This is a genomic window from Citrobacter sp. LJND-P06 (assembly GCF_058188415.1).
Genome location: NZ_CP187317.1, coordinates 3,575,395 through 3,598,335, shown reverse-complemented (window position 1 = coordinate 3,598,335; position 22,941 = coordinate 3,575,395). Strand labels below are relative to the sequence as shown.

Genomic DNA, 22,941 nt, shown 5'->3' with positions numbered 1-22,941 from the left:
ATGAGCTACATCCCCTTATCACCTATCCCTTTGAAAGATCGTACGTCGATGATCTTCCTTCAGTATGGTCAGATTGATGTCATTGACGGCGCTTTTGTCCTTATCGATAAAACAGGCATACGTACGCATATTCCCGTGGGATCGATAGCCTGCATTATGCTTGAGCCGGGCACCCGAATTTCTCATGCCGCGGTGCGTCTGGCCGCAACAACCGGAACCTTGCTTGTTTGGGTGGGGGAGGCTGGGGTGCGAATGTATGCCAGTGGTCAGCCGGGTGGTGCGCGATCCGACAGATTACTGTATCAGGCAAAACTGGCGCTGGATGAAGATTTGCGTCTTAAAGTGGTGCGCAAAATGTTTGAACTCCGTTTTGGTGAGCCTGCACCCAGCAGGCGTTCTGTTGAGCAATTACGGGGAATTGAAGGTGCACGCGTTCGCCAGACTTATGTTTTATTGGCGAAACGTTACGGCGTGAAGTGGAATGGCCGTCGCTATGACCCAAAAGACTGGGAAAAAGGGGATGTGGTAAATCAGTGCATAAGTGCTGCTACAGCCTGTCTTTATGGCATCACCGAGGCGGCTATTCTGGCTGCGGGTTATGCACCCGCCATTGGTTTTGTCCATTCAGGTAAACCACTCTCATTTGTTTACGATATTGCGGATATTGTGAAATTTGAGGGTGTTGTTCCCATGGCTTTTGAGATAGCTGCACGAACACCTCTCAACCCGGATAAGGAAGTACGTCTGGCCTGCCGTGACGTTTTTCGGAGTCAAAAAACGCTGGCGCGATTGATCCCATTGATAGAAGAGGTTCTGGCTGCCGGGGAAATCGAGTTACCAAAACCGTTTGAAGATGCTCAACCTCCTGCGATACCTGAACCTGTTTCTATGGGGGATGTGGGGCATCGGGGGTAGAACCATGAGTATGCTTGTTGTTGTTACCGAAAATGTCCCACCGCGCTTGAGGGGGCGTCTCGCGGTCTGGTTACTCGAAGTGAGATCGGGTGTTTATGTGGGAGAGGTTTCTCGCAAAGTTCGTGAAATGATTTGGTTGCAGATAACCGAACTGGCCCAGACCGGTAATATCGTTATGGCCTGGGCGGTGAATAACGAATCAGGATTTGATTTTCAAACATGGGGTGAAAACAGGCGCATGCCGGTAGACCTGGATGGTTTAAGGTTAGTGGCATTTCACCCTGTGGAAAATCAATAAGTTACAGTTCTTTAAAAACAAGGAAAAGTTGGTGGATTTTTATCTGTGATAAAGCTCTTTGAGATCAGTTATATAGTTCAAGAGTGTTCCCCGCGCCAGCGGGGATAAACCGTATTCGCGGGACTTGCCGCCGAATCGCAAAACGTGTTCCCCGCGCCAGCGGGGATAAACCGTCCCGGCTTTTGGTCTGAGGCTGGCGCGGTGGGTGTTCCCCGCGCCAGCGGGGATAAACCGGCCTGAATCACCCAGCGCGTTTCGTGCCAGATGTGTTCCCCGCGCCAGCGGGGATAAACCGCTTCAGGCCTTCCACATGCTCGCCGCGCATCAGTGTTCCCCGCGCCAGCGGGGATAAACCGGAGGGGAGACATCTCCATTTCAGGCTGCCAACGTGTTCCCCGCGCCAGCGGGGATAAACCGGCGTACAACTGGACGGGATTTAGTGCGTTAACGTGTTCCCCGCGCCAGCGGGGATAAACCGCCGTTTGACGAGGTGCGCAGCATGGCAGATGAGTGTTCCCCGCGCCAGCGGGGATAAACCGCGATTCGCAGTGACATCGGGTTGAGTATCGACGTGTTCCCCGCGCCAGCGGGGATAAACCGCAGATCAGAAACAGACACACGCCGATAACGGTGTGTTCCCCGCGCCAGCGGGGATAAACCGATGGAATTTAGACCACCATCAAACGCGCCCAGGTGTTCCCCGCGCCAGCGGGGATAAACCGGATTTGTACAGCACATCCTCAGTATCTGGATGGTGTTCCCCGCGCCAGCGGGGATAAACCGTCCTGCACAGCTTGTTAGCCTCCTTTGTGGCTGTGTTCCCCGCGCCAGCGGGGATAAACCGGAAAAAACGGAATAAAAACAAGGGGCTTAATGGTGTTCCCCGCGCCAGCGGGGATAAACCGCAAATAACCCGCAGGAGGCTATCTATTCGGGCGTGTTCCCCGCGCCAGCGGGGATAAACCGATGGTGCTGCATTCTAATTCACCGTTCGGCACGTGTTCCCCGCGCCAGCGGGGATAAACCGTAAGAGATACCAAATGGCGACAGATAGACCGCGTGTTCCCCGCGCCAGCGGGGATAAACCGTCATTCGGTAATGTTGGCAGCCTGTATTGTGTGTGTTCCCCGCGCCAGCGGGGATAAACCGCGTCCATTGACATAATCCCCGCCGCTACTGACGTGTTCCCCGCGCCAGCGGGGATAAACCGCGGCAAAATCGGCAGTTCGCTGCATTGCGCGGGTGTTCCCCGCGCCAGCGGGGATAAACCGAACGGGAGAAGTTCCTCAATCTGCTTCTTGCTGTGTTCCCCGCGCCAGCGGGGATAAACCGCAATGAAAAAGGCAGAACGCCAGCACCTAGCAGTGTTCCCCGCGCCAGCGGGGATAAACCGATTTGGCCTGAGCATTTCGCCCCGGTTGTAACGTGTTCCCCGCGCCAGCGGGGATAAACCGCCCATAATCCCTGAACCGTCGAAAAGTGACCAGTGTTCCCCGCGCCAGCGGGGATAAACCGCTGGGGCTTGAATTGATGGGCGGTAAAATCTTGTGTTCCCCGCGCCAGCGGGGATAAACCGCACAGGCCTTGTTATTAATCTCAATTGACGACGTGTTCCCCGCGCCAGCGGGGATAAACCGATATTAACTTTAACATGAACGGTGGCGGCTATGTGTTCCCCGCGCCAGCGGGGATAAACCGACTACTCAAAGGATAACTACACGGATGCAGTGGTGTTCCCCGCGCCAGCGGGGATAAACCGGTGGTGGCACTAATGCAGACGCGGCCACCGATGTGTTCCCCGCGCCAGCGGGGATAAACCGACTTTTACGCAGTCCAGCGACGCTATATGCCTGTGTTCCCCGCGCCAGCGGGGATAAACCGGCATGATCGAACAGTTTGATGATGCGATTAGCGTGTTCCCCGCGCCAGCGGGGATAAACCGAATGGATTGTTGCTGGAAAGCTGACGGAGAAAGTGTTCCCCGCGCCAGCGGGGATAAACCGGTATCATTCAGCGCCGACGCCTCATCTTCCATGTGTTCCCCGCGCCAGCGGGGATAAACCAGAGGAACTTTTAGAAATCACGCGAAACAACCTGTGTTCCCCGCGCCAGCGGGGATAAACCGGCGCTATTATCATTCTATCTATTCGCCAGCGGGTGTTCCCCGCGCCAGCGGGGATAAACCGCCTAGCGCCCCGCCCGCGGCCGTCATGCTCCAGTGTTCCCCGCGCCAGCGGGGATAAACCGGCACTTCGCCCCGCAGACTTGGTGGCTATAAAGTGTTCCCCGCGCCAGCGGGGATAAACCGCAGAAGAAATCAGCGTGGCAGAGGCAAAAAAGGTGTTCCCCGCGCCAGCGGGGATAAACCGGCAGTATTACAAAATCATGACCGTGGAGGAGGGTGTTCCCCGCGCCAGCGGGGATAAACCGGCTCCAGCCGCCCGGAAACAGAGTTAATTATTGTGTTCCCCGCGCCAGCGGGGATAAACCGCGTTTTGCAGAATTAATGTCATCCATCATTAAGTGTTCCCCGCGCCAGCGGGGATAAACCGAAGTCAGCAAGCAGCTGGCCGCCCAGCGCGGCGTGTTCCCCGCGCCAGCGGGGATAAACCGCGAATTGTTTCTTGCTGAATGAGTGGCGGTAAGTGTTCCCCGCGCCAGCGGGGATAAACCGAACTGTAGGAACGGATGTAAATCAGATACCTGGTGTTCCCCGCGCCAGCGGGGATAAACCGCGCACAAAAAACGGGGTCGAGGTAATTGGTTAGTGTTCCCCGCGCCAGCGGGGATAAACCGCGCACAAAAAACGGGGTCGAGGTAATTGGTTAGTGTTCCCCGCGCCAGCGGGGATAAACCGCGAACTGCGTGCCGCGCTGGTATTCCTGCGCCGTGTTCCCCGCGCCAGCGGGGATAAACCGCGGCGGAAAATTTATCATGGTTCTCTCTGAGGGTGTTCCCCGCGCCAGCGGGGATAAACCGTTGATGAGCTACAGGAACGCCGCAAGGCTGATGTGTTCCCCGCGCCAGCGGGGATAAACCGGACGGGGATGATCACATCCGAATGATCAAACAGTGTTCCCCGCGCCAGCGGGGATAAACCGTGTATACAGTGGAAGTGGAGACGACCACGCTCGTGTTCCCCGCGCCAGCGGGGATAAACCGGCGATGTACGCTGCGACTATCGAGTCTGAGCTGTGTTCCCCGCGTCAGCGGGGATAAACCGTATACCACAGTGCCAGTAGTTGCCAGATATGCGTGTTCCCCGCGTTAGCGGAGATAAACCGGACATCGCTGACTTCATCATCCCGTATCTGACGTGTTCCCCGTGCCAGCGGGGATAAACCGGAGTATGTGGACTGGTTTAACAGTCCATTTGCGTGTTCCCCGCGTCAGCGGGGATAAACTGACAGCGACATATTTACGTATTCGGCTCAGGTGGTGTTCCCCGTACCAGCCGGGATGTCAGCTACGTCCTGCCATGCGTAAAGAAAGACGTCATTTTCCACGAATAGAAAGCGGTGCTCAAGCGTTTACTCATTGTTCACCTGCCAAACTCATCCAGGAGTCGAAAATGAACGCTAACGCTTTTCCTCGTCGCACCACCCCTTTTATGGTTCTTCCCCTGCTGCTCATCTGCCTGCAAACGCCACAGGTGTTGGCAATGGGTAATAATGACAGCAATAGCAAAACGCCTGACTGCCCGTCAGGGCAGGTCTATGACAGTGTCAGCAAGCAGTGTGTGCCTGAAAAATCCAGCAGTCTGAGTGACGAAGATAAAACGAATTATGCTTATCACCTGGCGAAAAAAGGCGAGTATCAGGCGGCGTTAAACCTGCTGGATACGCTCAAAAATAGTAATACGGCTGAGGCCTGGAACTATCGCGGTTACGCTACGCGTAAGCTTGGCCGCACGGATGAAGGCATTGGCTATTATCAGCGCTCGCTGGCGCTTGAACCCAACTATGCTAAAGCGAGGGAATATCTCGGCGAGGCCTGGATGGTGAAGGGACGTCCGGATCTGGCAAAAGAGCAGCTTAATATCATTGCCGGGATTTGCGGGCAGAGTTGCGAGGAATATCGCGATCTTCAGGCCGCGATCAACGGTCATCCAGAATCCTGATTCATTGAGGGCCAAATCATTACCACCAGCGACGTTCGCCAGCAGCTTGCCGCTCATCTGACGCGTCTTTGGCGTTATGGACTGGTATTGTCGCGCGACCGGGATCTTGCTGAAGAACTGGTTCAGTCCACCTGCGTACGCGCGCTCGAGAGGGGCGCGCAGTACACGTCTGGCACGCGCATCGACAGATGGCTGTTCTCTATCCTGCATTCCATCTGGATCTCTGAGCTGCGCTCTCGGCATGTGCGAACAGGGCAGGGGTTCGTCGCCAGCGAAGATTTAATTGCCCCGGATTACCGTGAGCAGGATGACGCCTGTCTGCATTACCAGACCATCATGCAGCGGGTAAATGCGCTGCCGGAAGCGCAGCGCAATACGGTATTTTTAGTCTATGTTGAAGGGTTTACCTATCAGGAGGCGGCCCAGACGTTAGCGGTTCCGATTGGCACGATAATGAGCCGACTGGCGACGGCACGGGCAACGCTGGCTAAATCCGCTGATGCCCAGCCTCCAAAAAGGGAGAGACACCCATGAAATATCCTCCGTATAACGACGATGCCATTGTTGCCTGGCTTGACGGAGAGATGAGCCAGGACGATGCGCGTAAGTTTGAAGCGCAGTTGCGAAGTGATGAGCAACTTTCCGAACGTACCGCGGAACTGATGAAAAGCAATCAGGACTTTAAACGCGCGTTTGCCCCTTTGCTCGATGAAGCCCCGCTCGCGCGGATGCAGGAAAACCTGGAAAGGCATCTGAATAAAACCTCTGCGCCAGCGTCAGGTATCCGTCGACGCACGCTGGTGGCCGCCTCGATCGGTTTTCTGGTGATGGGGACGGGGGTTGGCTATCTGGTGCGTCCGCTGAACGGCGCACAAAGTGAAAACGAACATATTCGCGATCTCGAGGCGCAATATATGGCGCTTTACAGTGTTGAGACGCTGCTGGATATGGACAGTTCAGCGCCGGTTTTGCAGCGCGGGCTTGCTCGCGCCGCTCAGGATGTCGGGCTGCAACTGCGTGAGCAGCAGCTCGAACTGCATGGCGCGGAGCTGAAAATGGTGCGGATGCTGCGCTACGACAAGATGCCTATCGCCCAGATAGTCTGGGGGCACGTCGATTACGGCCCGATGGCGCTGTGTATTTCGCCGCAGGAAGGTGGAAATTCGACGGAGATCACCAGTGAGCAGCGCCACAGCATGAATATTGCCTGGTGGAGCCGAAGGGGATATCAGTTTGTCCTGATTGGCCGTAACCCGGCGGCACACCTACAGGAAAGCGCGCGCCAACTGTACGCGGCGCTTTCTCTATAAGGCTTTTAAAACGCGGCTGAGTCGCGTGCCATCCGTTGCCCCGTGTTCACCCGCCTCCTTAAACAGACGCGTAAAATTGTCTGGCGAAATCCTCCATGGGGATGGGCTTACCGTATAAATATCCCTGCAAAAACGTCACGTTGCGCGCTTTCAGATACGCGGCCTGAACGTCATTTTCTACCCCTTCCGCCACGGTATGCAGATGTAATCGGGAGGCCAGATCAATGATATTGTCGATGATATGAACAGAGTGCGAATCGATGCCAATATTGCTGACAAAGCTTTTGTCGATTTTAAGGACGTCCACGTTGAAGCTTTGTAAATACTTCAGGCTGGAATTGCCCATGCCGAAATCATCAATGGCGATCAGTACGCCCAGTTTGTGCAGCTCTGCCACCAGTCTTTCCGTTGCGCTATCGGTGACCAGTAATTCCCGCTCGGTGAGCTCCAGAACCAGCTTAACAGGGTTGTCGCTGAATGCCTGGATGAAGGCCCGGCAGTCTTCCACCAGATTGAAGTCTTTTAATTGACTGGCGCTGATGTTGAACGCGAAATGGAAATCCTTCGGCAGCAAATGTACCAGCGGTACAAACTGTTTACGCACCTGGGTCATCAACATCCGGGTCATCGGCATAATGAGATTACAGCTTTCCGCCAACGGGATGAACCGGTCTGGTGGGATAATGCCGAGCGTGGGATGTGACCAGCGCATTAAAATCTCGCAACCTATCCAGTGCGTATGCTCCCCGGAGACGACCGGCTGGAAATAGGGAATAAACTCCTGGAGTTCCAGCGCCTGACGTAATTCATGTTCTGGGGTGATATATCGACCTGACCAGCGAAATACGCCAAAACCCACAATAACGGCCAGTAACAGCCAGGCGAAAAGCGTGAACCGGGAGAAGATCCAGAAGTAATGGACATAGTTCGCCGGGGAAATAACGGTCACTATCCGGAAAGGATATCGGGTCGAGGCCTGCTCCAGGTACCCCGACATGCTGGAGGAGAACTGAGGAACCGAAGAGGTCTGCCACTGCTGCTGACCGACGGCCAGGCCCAGTGGTAAATTGATGCTCATCACATTGAGTTCGGAAAGAATGTGATCGCCATAGAGCCTGACCACAATACTGTCGTTGCCGATGACCATCCGATAGATAATCAGCGGCTGGCCTTTTCTGACCCGGGTGTCGTTCATCAGGTAGAGCATGCCGTTGGTATAATTATCAACGTTGATATTTTCTAAGTTGTTACCGTACAGAGATGAACAGTAAATCTTGTTTCCCTGAGCCAGATTGACGCTACGCACGTCTTGCGAGTAGGCCACCTGTGTTCTGAGCTGGAATTCCACTGGCTCAAGACAGGGTTTGCCGAGATTATCTTTTACGGCGAGCGACGCATATTTGGCGCTGTCCAGCGTCCCTTCGACCAGTTGCAGGGCATGGGTCATCCGCAGGGCAGTGGTTCGCTTGAGATTTGATGTTGTTTGCCAGAAAGTGCTGACTACCCCTAACAGGATACAAAATAACCCCACAAGAATGGCGCGAACCAGTCGGTATTTGAATCGACGCTTCTTTAACAGACCAAACGGCATAACATTGCCTCTGTACCTCAAGTTAACTGCATAGTTTTACCATCTTGCCAGCAAAAGAGGGTGACAGAATCTGTTATTGTTAAAAAAACATCATCAGTGTGACCGAGCAGGGGTAAGGCCGCCGTTTTTCCCGGAGCCAGACGGCGTTTAACGCGTGAGAATGGCAAATTGATGTGGGGTTTTTAGGCGGGTAGAGTGGTGGCCATGATGAAGCGACAAACTTCAAAAACCACCAGAACAGGGAATGTTCAGCCGATTTCCAGCTTCACTTTTTGACCATCGTCTGCGTTTTTGCAACTTCCTTCAGACCACCTTCATTCACGGCATGGGTATAGCCCATATCTTTGAGCAGGGCCTGGGCTTTACCGGAGTTATTGCCCGTATTGCAATACAGATGCAGGGTGTCGTTTTTATCCTGAGTGACTTCACTGATGCGTTGGTCTATCTGGGAAAGGGGAATATTTACGGCGCCGCTGACATGATTTTCCTGAAACTGACTGTCATCACGAACATCAATCCAGTGCTCAGCCGCGAACACGGAGGTAGACGCTATCAGCAGGCTGCTGGCAAGGAGAAGTTTTTTCATCATTCGGGTTTGGTGAACCATCGTAATGGGTTTCCTTTATTGTTTAGGTGAAATATTGCCATCAAATTCAATTGTGATGTCATGACAATTAACGGGCTCGATTCTGACGGTGAAAACAGTACAGGAACAAAAGAGAAAAAACATTGCAGGCACGCGGATTTTTTTAAAACGCTTTTCTGGACTGACTCACGACAGCAGACATTTTTTCCTCCACACCGCGAGGCCTTTTTGTGCCCTCCGAACTCCCGCCCGTGAGACGCTGATGTATAAAAGGGAGGACGCATCAATACAACTCCTTAAATCAATTGCGATTTCTAAAAAATTCACCCTCCGTACAGCTTCTGTTAGGCATGTGTAATTCAGAATTTATCGATCTAAATAGTGTCAGTTGCACCCAATGTGCTGCGTGGTGGTATGTATTTTGATGTGGTTTTTTAGCAGTTCAATGACCTGGCATTGTTCATGTACAGGATCTTTAGCAATACAACATTTCTTAAAAGACAGAAACGCCCTGCCGAATGAGGTTCAAAAGGCAAGTTTGGCTGTTTAAAACCGTTCCCGTACGAACTCAAGGTCACAAAGTAAAAGAGGAATGGGAGAGGGTGAGTGTGAGTGTATTCACCTCTAAAACAGCGAAAACTCGCCGGTTATCCTCCTGAATTATTGGTATTGCATACGCATTGTTGATGATAAGTAAATTTCATGGCTAACAAGACACAAAAGAATAAAGGTCACGTCATTGCTCCTGAGCAAGGCAATCTTTACCCCACGATAGAATTAGGACAGGTACAGGAATTTCGCTTTTTGCACGCCTCTGTGGACGCTGCAATGGAGAAGATCTCGAGAGTACTGGAGCAATTTTTGCGATCCGTTGGCTGTCTTCGTGTTGAGCCGCTTGAGCTGGCGTTTCGTGAATTATCCCCCGTCGAGCGAGAGCAGTGGGTGTGGTGCGCCGCACTCGCGCCGCACGGCGGTCGTGCCAGAAAAATGTTTCGCTTTGGCGTGCATCGGTCGGCGGTCACTGCGATGACGGAAACGGCGCTGGGCCTCAAGCCGGGAACGCAGATTGAGGCGAACGGCGATCAACCACCAAGTGAAACTGAGCGCCGTTTTCTGAATCGGATGGGAGTGGCTCTCACCCTGGGAGTCAGAACGGAATACCCCGCATTGCACGATCTCGACTGGCAGCAGCACTCTACGGATGCCCCGGAAAAAAAAGGGTTATGCCTGACGTTGCGGCTGGTTTTCCAGGATCAATCCTGGCCGCTGACCCTCCACTGGCACATGGCGTTTTCTGAATTGCTGGAGAAGCTGACCGATCAGACGCCGGTAGCATCGCCCATTACCCGGCCACAACTGGAAGCCTCATTGCGAAAAATCCCGGTTCAGCTCAAGACGACCTTGTTCAGTACCAAACTGACGATGGTCGAGCTGGAGCAATTTCTGCGCGGGGAAGTGCTTCCTGTTGCGCCGCTGGAGCGGGTGACGCTGGGCTGCGGCAGTTTCTCAATCGGTGTCGGCCAACTCTATGATCGCAATGGGCACCTGGCATTTCAACTGCATGACGTGTCTCAACAGACACCTTAAATACCCTCTGGAGGTTTTGAATGGCTAAAGAATCGAAAATGGATCTGGACATGGCCGGATTAGATGTTGAGGGATTTGACGATCTGTTTGCCAGCGAGGGCGACGTGCTCAACGAGAGTGCGCCAGAAGAGAGAGTCGTTGAAAAGCGTCCTTTATCTTTCTTCCATCGCTTGCCGGTGACGCTTTCCCTCGAAGTCGCAAGCGTTGAGATCTCGCTGGAAGAGTTGATGACGCTGGCCGAAGGGGCTGTCGTTCAAATGAATAAACTGAGTCATCAGCCGCTGGATGTGAAGGTCAATGGGGTGTTGATCGGCGCTGCCGAAGTGGTCATCGTCGAGGGGCACTACGGATTGCGGATGACCGAATTGTTTGATGACATCAACTGGTCAAAGCTGGCGTGATGTAATGAAAACAGCGCTTCTCCTGTTGTTCACCCTGGTGCCAGCATCCGCCTTTGCCAGCGACGTCCCTCTGCTGACCATTACCGGTGGCGAGGGCCAGCAGGACTTTTCGGTCAAGTTACAGGTTCTGCTGTTGATGACCGTGCTGGGATTACTTCCCTCCATGCTGTTGTTGATGACCTGTTTCACCCGAATCATTATTGTGTTGGGGATATTGCGCCAGGCAATCGGTTTGCAGAGTTCTCCCCCGAATCGTCTGCTGATCTCTATCGCACTCAGTATGACCCTGTTGCTGATGAAACCCGTCTGGCAGGACATTTATCAAAATGCGTTCGTCCCCTATGACGAAGACAAGATGACGCTGATGCAGGCGGTGTCCAGAGCTGAGCAACCGCTGCGTAAGTTTATGCTGGCGCAGACGAGAAAGACCGATCTGGATCTGATGCTGAGGGTGGCGGGAGAGTCGCGTACGACCTCTGCGCAAGAGGTTAATTTCTTTATTCTGATGCCCGCATTCGTACTGAGCGAATTGAAGACGGCATTTCAGATAGGATTCATGCTGTTCATTCCGTTTGTGGTCATCGACATGGTGGTGGCGACAGTACTGATGTCGATGGGGATGATGATGCTTTCACCCATCATCATCTCTTTGCCGATCAAATTGATGGTGTTTGTCCTTGCGGATGGCTGGAGCATGGTGGTCAACACCCTCTCGATGAGCTTCGGAGGGATTCAGTGACGCCCGATAACCTGATGGCGATGATGGTCGAGGCGACCTGGACCATCATCATGCTGGTCTGCATTATTGTTCTGCCGGGTATGCTGGTGGGGTTGCTGGTAAGCATTATTCAGGCGGTGACCCAAATCCAGGAACAGACTCTGAGCTTCCTGCCCCGCTTTGTCGTAACGATGCTGATGATCGTCTTTGCGGGACAGTGGATGGTCAGACAAGTGCTGGAGCTCTTCTCCAGCATCAATCAGTACATTCTTTATTCCCTGCGCTGACCATGCTTGAGATATCTGCGGGCGAATTATTGCAGGCATGGGGGCGTGTCTGGTGGCCATTCTTACGGATTGGCAGCGCCTTTGCCGTCCTGCCGTTGCTGGGATACCCGCTGATCCCCATCCAGGTTCGCGTCTTGCTGGCGTTTCTGATTGCCGTGCTGGCAGCGCCCTTGTTGCCCGCCATGCCAGCGGTCGATCCTCTGTCGTTGAATGCCGTTTTGCTGAGTCTGGAGCAGATCTTTCTCGGGGCCATGATGGCGCTCTTTCCGGTGTGTCTGATTCAGGTGCTGGTCATGGCTGGCGAGCTGCTTTCCATGCAGATGGGCCTGAGCATGGCGCGTATGAATGATCCCGTTAATGGCCTTGCCATTCCGGTGCTGGGCAGTTTTTTCAGCAATATGGGGTTGTTGCTCTACGCCAGTATGAACGGCCACCTGGTGATGCTGGAGGTGCTGGTAGAGAGTTTCAGGGTCTGGACGGTAGGTTCCGGGCCGTTCAACGTGGATTCTTCCAGCCTTATCCAGTTATTTTCCTGGCTGCTGGCGGCGGCGTTGATGCTGTCGCTGCCCGCGATGGTGGCGATGTATCTGGTCAACTTCACCTTTGGGGTGCTCTCAAGGGTTGCGCCGTCCCTCAATATCTTTGTGCTGGGCTTTCCTATGGCCCTGTTATGCGGGTTGTTTTGTATTTTGTTGATTATCAGTGGATTACCGGATCGATTTTCCGATCTGGCGCATAGCATATTCCTCAGCGTGCGCGGCTATTACGGGGGTGAAGGATGAGTGCGGAAAAAACCGAAAAACCCTCGTCGCACCGACTGGGTAAAGCGCGCGACAAAGGGCAAATTCCACGCTCCAAAGATTTGGGCATGGCGATAATCCTGGTCGTCGTCGCGTCTCTGGCGATGCCGCTTTTTGCCCGGTTGGGTAACGCGTTGAGTCAGATACTGACGTTTAATTTGTCCCTGACCCATGAGGAGGTTCACGATCCCGCGCAGATGCTCAGCCACCTGGGGCAGAGTCTCATTGAGACACTGTTAGCACTGCTACCCCTGGCGGGACTCATTATTGCCGTCGGCGTACTGGCGCACATCGTGATGGGAGGATGGAATTTTTCCCTGGAACCTCTGCTTCCCCAATTCTCAAGGGTAAGTCCAATGAAGGGATTTAAACGGATCTTTGGTATGCAGTCGTTGGCCGAATTTACCAAGTCGGTACTGAAAATCGTCGTGATTTCCGCCACCATTTTGCTGTACGTCAGAACCGAATCCGACACCATTGCCGCCCTCTATTATATCGGGTTGAAGGATTCCGTCAGAATGGGAATGGCCATTCTGGTCGATGGCATTTTTTATATGGCGCTGGCGATGTTGGCGATCGGTATTCTTGATGCTCCCTACCAGCAATGGAACCATCTGCGCGGGCTTCGGATGAGCAAACAGGAGCTGAAGGAGGAGCACAAAAATCTGCAAGGTAACCCGGAAATAAAAGGGCGTATCCGGCGGATCCAGATGTCGATGGCGATGCGTTCAATGCGCCGTACCTTAAAGGCCTGTACGTCGGTGGTGATCGCTTCGGTGTCCGGTACTACATCAATCGTCAATTGACCCGGTTGGGTGACGTTGATGGTGACGCCGGGGATCATGTCGCTGATGGTATTGCTCTGGGACTCGTAGCGGATACCGGTATTCTGACCGCCGTACCAGACGATGGCGTTTTGCGCCTGGCTCAGCGTTTTCTGGGTGACGGAAGGGTCAGAGAAGGTGATGGTAAACCCGTTATCAACGCCGGTGTCGTCGCTGGTCACCACCAGGTTGTAGCTGCCGGTATCATCCTTCAGTACCGAGGCAGAGACACCCAGATCATCGCCCTGGGCATTAATGGCATTAGAGAGCGACTCGACCGTCGGCGGGTTGAGGGTGCTGGTATCAATGACCAGACTCACCGGATTGCCATCGGCATCCGTGCCATCAATCGTCAGGGTGCCGGCGGGCACATTGCCGCTGGTACCGAAGTTGAGTGACTCCTGCTGCGCCTTGGCGACCTGCTCGACATAGAGTTCGTGGTGACCCGGGATGGCGCCCGCACCGGTAGATACGGTCGCGCCGGAGTTCTCCGGTAATACTGTCGCTTTGGTGGTATTGAAGCCGTCGTTGTCCGCATACAGCGCTTTCGCTGCCGTCTGTACGCTGGTAATGGCGGTTTCAATTTCTCCCCAGGCGGCGATCTGTGCGTCCACATCGGCCATCTGGGCCTGATAGCGCTCATCGTAAGGCGCCCGCTCGAGCGCGGTGAAGTAGCTGGCCAGATAGGAGGGGTTAATCATAGTGTGTGTATGCCTCTCAGTGAGCGCTGAACATCGTAAAAGCAAGAATCGTGCCGATTTTTATTTAACGATATGCAGACGTAGCACATTCAGAACCATCACAAAAAAATGGACTGCCGGGGCAGTCCATTCAGTGAGACGGTAAGCCGTAATTAGCCGATCATGTTCAGAGCCAGACCTGACATCTGCTTGGCGCTTTGCAGAACCATGGTGCCGGACTGTTGCAGCATCATCTGCTTGGACATGTTGGCCCCTTCTTCCGCGAAGTCGGCATCCATGATTCGCCCTTTCGCCACCTCCGTGTTCATTTCCACGTTCATCAGGTTGCTCTTGGTGTGTTCCAGGGAGTTGATATAAGCACCAGTGGCCGAGCGGGCTGCGGAGATGTCTTCGGAAGCGGTTCCCAGGCTGTCCAAAATGGCCGGGGCGCTGCCGGAGACCAGAGACAATCCACTCAGACCCCCCAGAGAGGTCTTCATCGTCGTTATCTCGGTTGAGACATCAACCTGGATGTTATCGCTACCCTGGCGACCGATTTGTACGTTGATGGCGCCACTACCCAACTTATCAAACAGGTTGTTGCCGGCGTACTGGGTGTCGGTAACGATACGGTTCGCTTCGGAGGCGAGTTTCTGGAACTCCTCGTCCATGGCTTGCAGGTCGGCGGTGGAGTTGGTGCCGTTCGATGCCTGGGTCGCCAGTTCGGTCATACGGTCGGTGATGCTGGTCAGTTCAGCCATCGCCTGGTCAGCGGTCTGCAGCATGTCCTGGGTCTTTTCAATATTACCGATACCGGCGTTCATACCGACCATATCGGAGTTCATGCGGTTGGCGATGGTCAGGCCGGCGGCATCATCCTTGGCGCTGTTGATACGATAACCGGTGCCCAGACGCTCCATGGAGGTGTTCAGGGAGTCGGTGGACTTGGCCAGGGAGTTCTGAGCCACCAGGGAGGCGTAGTTAGTTTGAATAGAAATAGCCATGACAATATTCCTTATAAAGTGCTAGCTGAAACGTAATGCGACATTACGCATATCGAGAAGGGCCCGGCTGACCGGCCTGACCGTCCATCTAGTGAAAAAACGGCAGGTTGGAGCAGTAACTTAAATGGCGAGAGATTTTTTTATTCAGGCAGGCCGATATCGACGAAAAAGAGGGGGGATGGCGTAATGCTGGCGAGTTAAGCAATGAGGGAGAATCTGTCACTCTGGCGGAGGGTGACGTTCACCTTATGTCCACGGCCTCTCTGCAATCACCCTACCTGTGAACGTGCAAGGGAGGCTCGCCTGTACTTAACCCGTTCACGGGACATGAAATGCCAGAAAAGCGGAGAACATAAAGTGAACGGAACCCTTCGCAAAACCAGCATATTGTCCGTTCTGGTTAAAGGCCATATGGCTTATCGGATTGCCAGCGCTTAACTGACCAGCATTAGGGGAGTCGGAGTGGAATTCATTGTTGGCACGGTATTTGCTATTTACCAGACAATAATGCCGTGAATGTCAGCGAAGACAGAGAAAAGTGTGATGACTCAACCTCTCCCCCATCTGGTGCGAATCTATCTCGATCCCTTTACGATGCCCATGTTGCAACAGTTGCTTCATTTTTGCCGTCACAGCGAAGAAGAGCACACCACGTCCCTTACCACCTGGGGACGTTCGACTTTGCAGGAGGGTGAACAGTTGCACCCGCGTCATCAGCATTTTCAGCAGGGCATCGCTCCTGTGATTGGGGTTTACGAGCGATTGGTCGCGCTGTGCGAGCAGCATGGGCGCATCGAGGTGGAGATTCACTCCAATCTTATCTATAGCTCAGATGCGCTGGCGCCATTGCTCAATGCGCTGCACTTTCTCAACTATCCGGTGCGGACGCTGCATCTCTATGAAGATGGAACGTTCGACTACTGTGAGTTGCTCAAACTCAGCGATGAACCGGAGCGGCTGACACAACGGGAAGCGATACTGTCTCGCCTTGAGCGCTATCTCTATGAATCTCCTCGAAGCGTCGGCTTTAGTGGGCCGGGACAAGACAAGATAATCGTGGGGCAGGGGTGGCACCGGTTCTATCCTACCCGCTACCACATGGTTCGACCTGACATTATGACCCGCTTGCCCGCCTTAAAATCGCTGGCCGACGAGCTGCATCCCCATATGGAGCGAACCGACTGGGGGGATTTTGATTTGCTGGCCCCCCATCAGCAGGCGTGGTTATTCCATGCCGTTGGGGTTGACAGGGCATCCCTGGAGCAACTGCTGGCCGGGTGTGAAGATGCGATCATCGTGTTGGGAACGTCGCAAAACGTTCAGGACGCACAAGGCCTGGCGGCGCGCGGGATAATCCGACTCCATCACGATTTACTCAAGCATATCCGCAAGGAGGGTTCTCCTCTTTATATTCGCGGCAAGCCGGCTTTGCTCTTTAAGGGACATCCGGCGGGGCACATCGTCAATGACCATATTGCTCGCCAACATCCCCGGCTGATCCCCCTGCCGGCGTCTATGCCGATGGAATTGCTGCTGATGCTCAAGATTCCCATTCGGGGCATCTGCGGCTTTATGTCCAGTACCCACCTGAGTCTGAGCAAGGAACAGATCCCCTTTATTCTCGCGCCGCCTGAGAAAAACGTGCCGCGCGACGTGGCGTTGCGCCAGTGGCCTCTGCAACGACTGGCGCTGCTGCTGGGGATCGTGGAAGAACGGCAGATTGTGCTCTACAGCGAACTCTATCGACGCGGTGAAATCCCTTATCCGTATTGGGATAAATACACCAGCCAGACTTTGGCGGGACGAAGGGCAATGGACGATATCAAGCGGGGATCGGGTCTGACGTTTCCGCAAAAGACGTTGGCGCTGGGTTTTTATATCAGTCACCCGAATGCGTTCATCGCCCTGGAGAAGAGCCTGGACAATCTGATTCGGATGGGATTCCCGTGCATCCTGGCTATCGATGAGACGAGCCCGGACTTTAGCGCGGTGTGCGAGCACATGAACACGGTAACACGCAAAGATCTGCAGGCATTTACCCTTGCGGCAATCAACGAGGCGGACTTCCGTTTCGACTGCTTCGCCGTCCCTGCGGGGCGCGAAGACCTGCATCGCTATGGTTATCACTGGACAGAATATGGCCCGGTGAGCAGTCAGGGCACTCAGCAGCAGATGATTCTGGGGATCCTTAATGCCCAGAAGAAATATGTGATTTTAATGTGAAGTGAGGAAATCGATGAGAACGCGCCTGATGTTCACGCTGTTATCGCTGCTGTCCGCACAGGCGGTGGCAAACCGGACTGAATTCAACATCAATACCGACACCCTGAGCGAACGTGCCTGTTACTTCGACGGTAAACGCTATTCCGAAGGCGCTGAGTTGCAGAACGGCGAAGAGACTATTCGCTGCGGTGTGCTGGACGATGTGACTGAAAACGGCGCGTTGGGGTGGTTGCGGGAAGGCGATACAGAAAAATCCAGCATCAGGCAACGTCAGGATGACACGGGCCGGGTCATCGAGATCCGTAAATAAGCGGCCCGGAACGGGATGTGGGCGGTTGAGTTAAACACATGACAATTTTTGCCAGGAATCACCATGCTTTCGATACTTCCCCTTATTGGGCGAACTGACGCCTTGTTTGTTCAGGACATCAGCGATGTGGGATCCGCGCTGGGTAGGCACGTTTCCCAATCCCGCTTTCTTGTTTTAGGCGGCGCGGGCTCTATCGGTCAGGCCGTTACCCGGGAGATTTTTAAACGCCAGCCCAAAAAGCTGCATGTTGTTGATATTAGTGAAAACAACATCGTCGAACTGGTTCGTGATATCCGCAGTTCACTGGGCTATATCGACGGGGATTTTCAGACCTTTGCCCTAGATATCGGTTCTCTCGAGTATGACGCGTTTATCGAGGCCGATGGTCAGTATGACTATGTTCTCAATTTGTCGGCCCTCAAGCATGTGCGCAGCGAAAAAGATCCGTACACCCTGATGAGAATGATCGACGTCAACGTCTTTAATACTGACAAGACGCTTCGCCAGTCGATTGCGGCAGGCGTTAAAAAATACTTCTGCGTGTCCACTGATAAGGCGGCCAACCCCGTCAACATGATGGGCGCTTCCAAGCGGATTATGGAGATGTTCCTGATGCGCAGAAGCGAGCAAATGACTATTTCTACCGCGCGTTTTGCCAATGTGGCGTTCTCAGACGGTTCCCTGCTTCACGGTTTTAATCAGAGGTTGCACAAGCGTCAGCCAATCGTGGCTCCGAACGATATCAAACGCTATTTCGTGACCCCGCAGGAGGCCGGTGAACTGTGTCTGATGTCCTGCATTTTTGGTGAAAACAGAGACATTTTCTTCCCTAAATTGCGCGAAGAACAGCATCTCATCACCTTTGCGGAGATCGCCGCCAAATACCTCCAACAGCGGGGGTATGAGCCGTATCTCTGTCGGGATGAGAATGAGGCGCGCGAGCTTGCAAAGACATTACCGGAGCAAGGACGTTGGCCTTGCCTGTTCACCGCCAGCGATACGACGGGCGAAAAAGAGGTTGAAGAGTTCTTCACGGAAAACGAAACGCTGGATATGGCGCGATTCAACCGCATCGGCGTGATTAAAAATGCCCCTGGTTACCCGTCAGAATTGCTGGACGTCTTTGAGCAAAAAATTGATGCGATGAGAGCAAATCGTCGATGGAGCAAGGAGGAGATCGTTGCTCTTTTCTTCGAGGTGATACCCGATTTCGGTCACCAGGAAACCGGTAAATATCTTGATGCAAAGATGTAAGGTGGATCCCATGCAATCATCCCGTCTGGTCACGTTTATTCGCGATATTTATAAAACCAATGGGCCTATCCCGCTGCATGCGCCGGTTTTCTCGCAAAAGGAACGCATTAACGTCACGGATACGATTGAGAGTTCGTTTGTCTCCAGCGTGGGGAACTATGTCGGTGAATTTGAACGCCGGATAGAAGCGTTTACCGGCAGCACGCGTGCGGTGGCGACCGTTAACGGAACGGCAGCGCTTCATGCCGCCTTATACATGGCCGGTATTCAGCACAATGACCTGGTGATAACTCAGGCGCTGACGTTTGTGGCAACCTGCAACGCGCTTTATCACATGGGGGCGCAACCTGTCTTTGTCGATGTCTCAAAAACCAGTCTTAGCCTCTGCCCGCGAGCCGTTGAGGCGTATCTGCAAGAGTATGCCGAGCTGACCGAATTGGGGTGCTACCACAAACAAACGGGGCAGCGTATCAAGGCGGTTGTGCCAATGCACACCTTCGGCCACCCTGCTGAACTGGATGCGTTACTGCTGCTGTGTCAGCAATGGCGTCTGATCCTTATCGAGGATGCGGCGGAAAGCCTGGGCTCCTTCTACAAGGGGCAACATACGGGAACGGTGGGCGAGTTTGGCAGCCTCAGTTTCAACGGCAACAAGATAATCACCACCGGCGGCGGCGGCATGGTGTTATGTCGAAGCGAAGAGCAGGGCGCTCATACCCGGCATGTCACAACGACGGCGAAGTTGCCCCATCCATACGAATTCTTCCACGATGAACCGGGGTTTAACTACCGTATGCCGAACCTCAATGCTGCGCTGGGGTGCGCTCAGATGGAAGCACTGCCGACGTTCCTGAAACAGAAAAGGGCATTAGCACACCATTACGCGGCGTTCTTCCAGGGGCAAGACTGTCAGTTTGTACGGGAACCGGGATACGCGAGTTCCAACTACTGGCTCAATGCCATTATCTGCGAGAGCGAGGCTCAGCGAGACGCGTTGCTGACCGAAACCAACGCCAGTGGCGTAATGACGCGCCCCGTCTGGAAGCTGATGCATCGACTGCCGATGTTTGCCGGTGCGCTTCGTGGGGAACTGCGCGTTTCCGAGTGGCTTGAAAGCCGGGTGATTAACCTGCCCAGCTCGCCTGTGGAGGTCTGACGCAATGAGACGAATTGCGGTCTTTACCGGCACCCGGGCGGAGTATGGGTTGCTCTACTGGTTGATGAAAGAGATTGCTGCGACTCCCGATCTGGAGTTGCAAACGGTGGTTTCCGGCGCGCATTTGTCACCGGAATTCGGACTGACCTACCGGCAGATAGAGCAGGATGGTTTTCAGATTGATGAGCGCGTTGAGATGTTGCTCTCTTCTGACACTGCGGTGGGCGTCATCAAAAGCATGGGCGTTGCGCTGATCGGCATGGCCGATGCCCTGGCACGGCTTGCACCGGATGTGCTGGTGATCCTCGGGGATCGTTACGAGGCGCTGGCGATGGCACAGGCGGCGACGATCATGAGAATTCCCGTGGCGCACCTGCATGGTGGTGAAATTACCGAAGGCGCTTACGATGATGCCCTTCGTCATGCGATAACCAAATTCAGTTATCTCCATTTCACCGCCAATGAAGACTATCGTCAGCGCGTTGTCCAGCTTGGAGAAGCGCCTGAGCGGGTGTTCAATCTGGGAGCCGTGGGGCTTGAACACATCGACAGGACACCGCTGATGACCCGGGAGGCGTTGAGCGCATCGCTGGGATTCACGCTCGACAAACCCTATTTCGTGGTGACTTACCATCCCGTCACTCTCTTTTCAGAACCTGCGGTAGAGAGCTTTCAGGCATTGCTAAACGCACTGGATGAGTATCCCGACTACCCGGTCATAGTGACGTATCCCAACGCGGATAATGGTGGGCGACAACTCATTGCGTTACTTAAGCACTATGCGGCGTTACAGCCAGAGCGGGTGCTGGCTCTCCCTTCTCTGGGCCACCTGCGATATCTCAGTGCGGTCAAACATTGCGCTGTCGTTATTGGTAACTCTTCCAGCGGCATTATCGAAGTGCCTTCGCTCGGGGTGCCAACGGTGAATATCGGGCAACGGCAGAAGGGGAGAATGGCGGCTGCCAGCGTGGTGAATTGCTCGCCCGATAGCGTCTCTATTTCATCTGCCATCAACGACGCGCTGTGTCCTCTTCCCGCCAGTGCCTTTGTTAATCCGTATGGCACGGGGGACGTGAGCCGCCGCATTGTAGCGGTACTGCGTGGTTATCCGCTGACATCAGCCAAAGCCTTTCATGATATCGCCAGGAGTTTACCCCAATGATCCGCATTATCGCCGAGGCAGGCGTCAATCATAATGGGGATGAGTCCCTGGCCCATGCGCTGGTCGATGCCGCCTGGCAGGCCGGTGCAGACATCGTGAAATTTCAAACGTTTAGGGCCGATAAACTGGTCACCGGCAATGCCCGGCAAGCCGATTATCAGACGGCCAATACGGGGAAATCGGAAAGCCAGCTCGCCATGCTCTCCCGATTAGAGCTCTCTTTTGACGCGCATCTTAGCCTCATCCGCCATTGTGAAGCGCTGGGGATCGGATTTCTTTCCACGGCCTTTGATGACGATAGCCTTGATTTCCTCGTTCGCGATATCAGGCTGCAAACCCTGAAAATTCCCTCTGGCGAGCTGACCAATGCGCCCTTTGTTCTCAGACATGCCCGCAGTGGCTGCAACCTGATTGTGTCCACCGGGATGGCGACCCTGGCCGAGGTGGAATCAGCGCTGGCGGTCATCGCCTTTGGCATGGTTCGGGAACACGATGCGCTGCCTGGGATGGAAGCCTTTATGGCGGCCTATGCCTCACCGCAGGGGCAGGCGGCGCTACGCGAAAAAGTGACGCTGCTGCATTGCACCACCGAATACCCGGCGCCGATGTCTGACATCAATCTTAATGCGATGGCGACGCTGGCCCAGGCCTTCGGCTTGCCGGTGGGCTACTCCGATCATAGCGAGGGAATTACGGTGCCTGTTGCCGCCGCCGCCCGTGGTGCCTGTCTTATCGAAAAACACTTTACCCTCGATAAAACGATGGCGGGGCCGGATCACAAGGCGTCACTGGAGCCGTCTGAACTGGCCGACATGGTCACTGCTATTCGCAATGTGGAGATGGCGCTCGGCAATGGCATCAAGGGGCCGCGTCCGTGTGAGCTGAAAAATAAAGCCATTGCCAGAAAGAGCCTGGTAGCGGCCTGCGATATCGCGCCGGGTATGCTGCTTAACGAGCAGAACGTGGCAATCAAGCGACCCGGTGAGGGGATGAGCCCCTATTCCTGGTGGGATGTTATCGGCAAGCGAGCAAGTCATGCCTACCGGGCGGGAGATCTTATCCGTGAATAAGCCGCTCATTATGATTGGCGCGGGCGGCCATGCTTCAGTACTGGCCGATATCCTCACCCGACAAGGGCAGACGATCCTTGCGTTGGTTGCGCCATATTCATCAGGTAAAGGGGCGTTGGCGGGATTACCGCTGTGGCAGGACGAGACGCTCTGCATGACGGTTCCCCCCGAAAAATGTGTGTTGGTCAACGGGATAGGATCACTGCCGGGATGCGGGCTGCGCGGGCGAATCTTCTCGCGCTATCGCGAAATGGGATATCGCTTTGCCAGCGTCCTTGCACAGGAAGCGGTCATCTCTGCCCATGCAAGCCTCGGACTGGGGGTGCAGGTGATGCCGGGTGCCATTGTACAAAGCGGGGCGCAGATTGGTGACAACTGCATCATCAATACCGGTGCCATTGTCGAGCATGACTGTGTGGTGGGCCGCCACGCTCACCTTGCCCCGCGTGCGGTTTTATGCGGTGGCGTGACGCTGGGAGAGCACGTGCATGTCGGTAGCGGAGCCGTTGTTGTCCAGGGGCTGCAACTGGGGAACGAGGCGGTTGTCGGCGCGGGGGCGATTTTGACCCGTAACCTGCCTGAAAATCACATTGTCTATCCTGCCCGTCCTTATTTGACCGAGCGGAATCATAAACAGGGATAAAA

Annotated in this window: 21 protein-coding genes, 1 pseudogene and 1 CRISPR repeat array; of the genes and pseudogenes, 18 read left to right on the top strand and 4 right to left on the bottom strand. The window is 54.3% G+C overall.

Features of this window, described 5'->3' with window-relative positions:
- From cas1e to ACO7SM_RS17040, 5 genes are all read left to right on the top strand, one after another.
- A complete protein-coding gene (cas1e, locus tag ACO7SM_RS17060) occupies positions 1-915 on the top strand; it encodes a type I-E CRISPR-associated endonuclease Cas1e (protein ID WP_490468515.1) in 915 nt (304 codons plus the stop codon).
- 4 nt (positions 916-919) lie between these two features.
- Entirely contained in the window at positions 920-1,213 is a 294-nt protein-coding gene (gene cas2e, locus ACO7SM_RS17055) for a type I-E CRISPR-associated endoribonuclease Cas2e (RefSeq protein WP_490468514.1), read from the top strand.
- A gap of 83 nt (positions 1,214-1,296) precedes the next feature.
- A CRISPR array of direct repeats spans positions 1,297-4,619; the repeat unit is 29 nt; unit sequence GTGTTCCCCGCGCCAGCGGGGATAAACCG.
- 165 nt (positions 4,620-4,784) lie between these two features.
- Positions 4,785-5,333, top strand: coding sequence for a tetratricopeptide repeat protein (locus ACO7SM_RS17050; RefSeq protein WP_490468513.1), 549 nt, complete (start codon positions 4,785-4,787; stop codon positions 5,331-5,333).
- 3 nt (positions 5,334-5,336) lie between these two features.
- Positions 5,337-5,867 carry a sigma-70 family RNA polymerase sigma factor gene (locus tag ACO7SM_RS17045; protein WP_490470973.1) on the top strand — a complete coding sequence of 177 codons (531 nt, stop codon included), beginning with the start codon at positions 5,337-5,339 and terminating at the stop codon, positions 5,865-5,867.
- Positions 5,864-6,643 carry an anti-sigma factor family protein gene (locus tag ACO7SM_RS17040; protein WP_490468512.1) on the top strand — a complete coding sequence of 260 codons (780 nt, stop codon included), beginning with the start codon at positions 5,864-5,866 and terminating at the stop codon, positions 6,641-6,643. Before ACO7SM_RS17045 ends, ACO7SM_RS17040 begins: the two co-directional genes overlap by 4 nt.
- Positions 6,644-6,701: 58 nt before the next feature.
- Here ACO7SM_RS17040 and ACO7SM_RS17035 read toward each other — a convergent pair whose 3' ends face one another.
- Entirely contained in the window at positions 6,702-8,234 is a 1,533-nt protein-coding gene (locus ACO7SM_RS17035) for an EAL domain-containing protein (protein WP_490468511.1), read from the bottom strand.
- Between the two features lie 265 nt (positions 8,235-8,499).
- A complete protein-coding gene (gene pspE, locus ACO7SM_RS17030) occupies positions 8,500-8,823 on the bottom strand; it encodes a thiosulfate sulfurtransferase PspE (RefSeq protein ID WP_490470972.1) in 324 nt (107 codons plus the stop codon).
- Between the two features lie 699 nt (positions 8,824-9,522).
- On the opposite strand from pspE, the gene ACO7SM_RS17025 reads away from it, so the two are divergent.
- The 6 genes from ACO7SM_RS17025 to ACO7SM_RS17000 are packed head-to-tail and all read left to right on the top strand — an operon-like array spanning position 9,523 to position 13,419.
- Complete coding sequence (locus ACO7SM_RS17025) at positions 9,523-10,407, top strand: FliM/FliN family flagellar motor switch protein (protein ID WP_490468510.1); 885 nt, start codon at positions 9,523-9,525, stop codon at positions 10,405-10,407.
- A gap of 20 nt (positions 10,408-10,427) precedes the next feature.
- Positions 10,428-10,808 carry a FliM/FliN family flagellar motor switch protein gene (locus ACO7SM_RS17020; RefSeq protein WP_276292724.1) on the top strand — a complete coding sequence of 127 codons (381 nt, stop codon included), beginning with the start codon at positions 10,428-10,430 and terminating at the stop codon, positions 10,806-10,808.
- A gap of 4 nt (positions 10,809-10,812) precedes the next feature.
- Positions 10,813-11,547, top strand: coding sequence for a flagellar type III secretion system pore protein FliP (gene fliP, locus ACO7SM_RS17015; RefSeq protein ID WP_203358795.1), 735 nt, complete (start codon positions 10,813-10,815; stop codon positions 11,545-11,547).
- 14 nt (positions 11,548-11,561) lie between these two features.
- A complete protein-coding gene (locus ACO7SM_RS17010) occupies positions 11,562-11,813 on the top strand; it encodes a flagellar biosynthetic protein FliQ (RefSeq protein WP_490470971.1) in 252 nt (83 codons plus the stop codon).
- Between the two features lie 2 nt (positions 11,814-11,815).
- Entirely contained in the window at positions 11,816-12,595 is a 780-nt protein-coding gene (fliR, locus tag ACO7SM_RS17005; protein ID WP_490468509.1) for a flagellar biosynthetic protein FliR, read from the top strand.
- Complete coding sequence (locus ACO7SM_RS17000; RefSeq protein WP_490468508.1) at positions 12,592-13,419, top strand: EscU/YscU/HrcU family type III secretion system export apparatus switch protein; 828 nt, start codon at positions 12,592-12,594, stop codon at positions 13,417-13,419. The genes fliR and ACO7SM_RS17000 overlap by 4 nt, the downstream gene beginning before the upstream one ends.
- Here ACO7SM_RS17000 and fliD read toward each other — a convergent pair.
- Both fliD and ACO7SM_RS16990 read right to left on the bottom strand, forming a co-directional pair.
- Positions 13,419-14,060 (bottom strand): annotated as a pseudogene (gene fliD, locus ACO7SM_RS16995) (flagellar filament capping protein FliD); the annotation flags it as partial. The gene ACO7SM_RS17000 and the pseudogene fliD overlap by 1 nt on opposite strands.
- A gap of 230 nt (positions 14,061-14,290) precedes the next feature.
- Complete coding sequence (locus ACO7SM_RS16990; protein WP_490468507.1) at positions 14,291-15,121, bottom strand: flagellin N-terminal helical domain-containing protein; 831 nt, start codon at positions 15,119-15,121, stop codon at positions 14,291-14,293.
- Positions 15,122-15,664: 543 nt separating this feature from the next.
- Here ACO7SM_RS16990 and ACO7SM_RS16985 point away from each other — a divergent pair.
- From ACO7SM_RS16985 to ACO7SM_RS16955, 7 genes are all read left to right on the top strand, one after another.
- Positions 15,665-17,344, top strand: a complete 1,680-nt coding sequence (locus ACO7SM_RS16985) for a hypothetical protein (RefSeq protein WP_490468506.1) — start codon at positions 15,665-15,667, stop codon at positions 17,342-17,344.
- Between the two features lie 13 nt (positions 17,345-17,357).
- The gene (locus ACO7SM_RS16980; RefSeq protein ID WP_490468505.1) at positions 17,358-17,654 is read left to right on the top strand and encodes a DUF1496 domain-containing protein; all 297 of its coding nucleotides are present in this window, start codon (positions 17,358-17,360) and stop codon (positions 17,652-17,654) included.
- Between the two features lie 126 nt (positions 17,655-17,780).
- Positions 17,781-18,908, top strand: coding sequence for a UDP-N-acetylglucosamine 4,6-dehydratase (locus ACO7SM_RS16975; RefSeq protein ID WP_490468504.1), 1,128 nt, complete (start codon positions 17,781-17,783; stop codon positions 18,906-18,908).
- A gap of 10 nt (positions 18,909-18,918) precedes the next feature.
- Positions 18,919-20,064: a LegC family aminotransferase gene (locus tag ACO7SM_RS16970; RefSeq protein WP_490468503.1), complete on the top strand. Its 1,146-nt coding sequence runs from the start codon at positions 18,919-18,921 to the stop codon at positions 20,062-20,064.
- Between the two features lie 4 nt (positions 20,065-20,068).
- Complete coding sequence (gene neuC, locus ACO7SM_RS16965) at positions 20,069-21,226, top strand: UDP-N-acetylglucosamine 2-epimerase (protein WP_490468502.1); 1,158 nt, start codon at positions 20,069-20,071, stop codon at positions 21,224-21,226.
- Entirely contained in the window at positions 21,223-22,296 is a 1,074-nt protein-coding gene (gene neuB, locus ACO7SM_RS16960) for an N-acetylneuraminate synthase (RefSeq protein WP_490468501.1), read from the top strand. Before neuC ends, neuB begins: the two co-directional genes overlap by 4 nt.
- Entirely contained in the window at positions 22,289-22,939 is a 651-nt protein-coding gene (locus ACO7SM_RS16955; protein WP_490468500.1) for an acetyltransferase, read from the top strand. The genes neuB and ACO7SM_RS16955 overlap by 8 nt, the downstream gene beginning before the upstream one ends.
- The last annotated feature ends 2 nt before the right edge of the window (positions 22,940-22,941 follow it).